General features: G+C 64.0%; 4 protein-coding genes. 1 reads left to right on the top strand and 3 read right to left on the bottom strand.

The genetic code is table 11. The features are described 5' to 3' along the window. A partial coding sequence (gntA, locus tag PMI02_RS20725) for a guanitoxin biosynthesis heme-dependent pre-guanitoxin N-hydroxylase GntA (protein ID WP_007686571.1) occupies positions 1 to 455 on the top strand: 455 nt, incomplete at its 5' end. A 128-nt stretch (positions 456 to 583) separates the two neighbouring features. Here gntA and PMI02_RS20720 read toward each other — a convergent pair. The 3 genes from PMI02_RS20720 to PMI02_RS20710 are packed head-to-tail and all read right to left on the bottom strand — an operon-like array spanning position 584 to position 3,058. Then, positions 584 to 1,369 carry an SDR family oxidoreductase gene (locus PMI02_RS20720; protein ID WP_007686570.1) on the bottom strand — a complete coding sequence of 262 codons (786 nt, stop codon included), beginning with the start codon at positions 1,367 to 1,369 and terminating at the stop codon, positions 584 to 586. 10 nt (positions 1,370 to 1,379) lie between these two features. Then, on the bottom strand, positions 1,380 to 2,582 hold the full coding sequence (locus tag PMI02_RS20715; protein ID WP_007686568.1) for a zinc-dependent alcohol dehydrogenase: 1,203 nt from the start codon (positions 2,580 to 2,582) through the stop codon (positions 1,380 to 1,382). Beyond that, positions 2,582 to 3,058 (bottom strand): SRPBCC family protein, encoded by a 477-nt coding sequence (locus PMI02_RS20710; protein WP_007686566.1) that lies wholly within the window; start codon positions 3,056 to 3,058, stop codon positions 2,582 to 2,584. Before PMI02_RS20710 ends, PMI02_RS20715 begins: the two co-directional genes overlap by 1 nt. Between the last annotated feature and the right edge of the window lie 2 nt (positions 3,059 to 3,060).

Here is a 3,060-nt window from a genome sequence, read left to right as displayed (position 1 = left end):
GTCTTGCGGTCGTGTTCGAAGGACCGCACGACCTGGACGAACCGGCTTTCGAAGCGGCCATGTGGGAGCGTATCCAGTCGTTTGCAGACAAGGACGCTTGGCTTGGGCAACCATACGATGACTCGGTCAGTCCCAACCCCGAGGACCCTCATTTTTCATTGAGTTTCGGCGGTAGCGCATTTTTCGTTGTGGGCCTCCATCCCAATGCATCGCGGCCTGCGCGGCGCTTCGCCCGGCCGGCGCTTGTGTTCAATCTGCACGAACAGTTCGAACAATTGCGGAAGGAAGGCAAATATGAACGCATGAGGGACCGGATCCTCGAACGCGACGTTGCCATTGCCGGTTCGGTCAATCCGATGCTTGCGAGGCACGGGGAGGCTAGTGAAGCCCGGCAGTATAGTGGACGGCTCGTCGGCGCCGACTGGGGTTGTCCGTTCCGAGATCCTCGCGAATGATGTAGCAGAAGAGCAACAGCAGCGCCGAAGCCCGACGACCAAGGTCACTGGTGCGATGATCCTCAAGTCCGACTTCATGATGCGTGACGGCCGCGATGTTCAAATCGCATGGCGGCAGCCTCCGGTCGTCACTCGCCTGCCGAACCCGGCTGCGCCATCTTGCGATGCTGCTCGGCCAGGATCGCCGCGGGGGTTACGTGCGCCACCGCCGCCTGGATCTTGTTCTTCCATCCAGAGACGATATGGGCATCGCCGTTCATCACCGCAGTCCACCCGTCGCGGGCGACGTCGGCTGGATCGCTCTTGCTTTCTGATGCGCCGACGCTCGTGTCGAGCATGTCGGCGCGGTCGAAGAACTCGGTCTTCACCGGGCCGGGCATGAGCGTGGTGACCGTCACGCCCTTCGCATCCTTGATCTCGTTGCGCAGGGCGTCGGCGAAGCTGTCCACGAATGCCTTGGTGCCATTGTAGACCGCCTGGAAGCTGCCGGGGATGAAACCGGCGATCGAGCCGGTGATCAGCACCTTGCCTTCGTCACGCGCCACCATGTCCTTCAGTACGTTCTGCAGCAGGTAGAGCGTACCGGTGATGTTGGTGTCCACCACCCGCCGCCAGTCGGCGACGTCCTGGTCGAGGAAGCCATGGCCGAGCCCTCGCCCCGCATTGGCGCAGAGCAGGTCGATCTTTCGCCCCGCCGTCGCCGCGAGCAGCGTGTCGACGCCCTCCAGTGTCGAAAGGTCGGCCTGCACGGCTTCGACGGCAACGCCGTGAAGCCGGAAGTCCTGGGCAGCCGCTTCGATCAGGCCTTCGTCGGCCACGACCAGCAGGTCATAGCCGTTTTCGGCGGCGATCGAGGCGAGTTCGAAGCCGATGCCCGTCGAGGCGCCGGTGATGATCGCGAATTTCTTGGCCATGGTGCTTCTCCTATTCCGCGGCGATGGCGGTGTCGGCGTCGAAGCCGGGCTTGAGGACGACCTTGGTCACCTCGTTCTGGTTGTCGTGGAACATCTTGTAGCCCTTGGGCGCATCTTCCAGGCTCATCCGGTGCGAGATCAGGAAGGTGGTGTCGATCTTCCCCTCGACGATAGCGTTGAGCAGCCCCGGCATGTAATGCTGCACGCTGGTCTGCCCGGTCTTGAGCGTCAGGCCTTTTTCCATGAACGCGCCGAGCGGGAACTTGTCGACGATGCCGCCATAGACCGCAGGCATCGAGACGCGGCCGCCCTTGCGGCAGGCGACGATGGCCTGGCGGATCGAGTGGATGCGATCAGTGCCGAGCATCAGCGATGCCTTGACCTGGTCGACCACGTTGTCGACGAAGAAGCCGTGCGCTTCGAGGCCCACGGCGTCGATCACGGCGTCGGGACCGATGCCCCCGGTCATTTCCATCAGCGCCTCGTAGGTCTTCGATTCCTCGAAGTTGATGGTCTCGGCGCCGAACTTGCGCGCCAGTTCCAGGCGGCGCGGGAAGTGGTCGATCGCGATGACGCGCGCCGCGCCCATCAGGAAGGCCGACTGGACCGCGAACAGGCCTACAGGCCCGCAACCCCAGACCGCGACTGTATCGCCCGGCTCGATGTCCGCGTTCTCGGCAGCCTGCCAGCCGGTGGGCAGAATATCCGAAAGGAACAGGACCTCGTCGTCGTCGAGCCCTTCGGGCACGACGATCGGGCCGACGTCGGAGAAGGGCACACGCACGTATTCGGCCTGGCCGCCCGCGTAGCCGCCGGTCAGGTGGCTGTAACCGAACAGGCCGGACATGGGCTGGCCGTAAAGCTCCATGCCGATGTCCTGGTTATCGGCCGGGTTGCCGTTGTCACAGGCGGAGTACTGGTGCTTGCCGCAGTGATAGCAACTGCCGCAGGCGATCGTGAAGGGGACCACCACTCGCTGGCCCTTGACCAGTGTCGATCCGGGGCCGGTCTCGACGACTTCGCCCATGAACTCGTGGCCGAGGATGTCGCCGGCCTTCATCGTGGGGATGTAGCCGTCGTAGAGGTGGAGGTCGGAACCGCAGATCGCCGTCGAGGTGATCTTGATGATCGCGTCACGCGGGTTGAGAATCTCGGGATCGTCGACCGTATCGACGCGGACGTCATGCTTGCCGTGCCAGGTGAGTGCGCGCATCAGGCTTTCTCCTCTTCGAGCTGCGCGCGGGTGCGCGACGAGGTGGCGACTTCGCCGGTTTCCATGAGTTGCTTGAAGCGGCGAAGGTCGCGGCGCGCCTGGATCGCAGGTTCGCGCTGGAACATTTTGGCGATAAGTTTGCCCACCACCCCTGCGGGCGGGTCGTAGACGATCGTCGCGGTGACGACCGTGCCGCGATCCCCGGCGTCACGGAATTCGATGCGGCCGCTGTTGGGCACGTCTGCATCCTCGGTCGATGCCCAGGCGATCAGTTCGCCCTCCCGCTCCTCTGTGACGAGCGCATCCCATTCGACGGTCCTGCCGCCCGGCGCCTTGACCACCCAATGCGACTTCGTGGGCGACAGGATGTCGACCCGTTCGACGTTGTCCATGAACGTCGGCAACCGGGCGAAATCCCGCCAGTAGGCGTAGAGCTCCGCGCGGGGTCGGTTGATCGTCACGGTCCGCCCGATCAGCG

It is taken from the genome of Novosphingobium sp. AP12, assembly GCF_000281975.1.
In the GTDB taxonomy this organism is placed as follows: Bacteria; Pseudomonadota; Alphaproteobacteria; order Sphingomonadales; family Sphingomonadaceae; genus Novosphingobium.
This window is presented reverse-complemented; position numbering and strand designations above follow the sequence as displayed.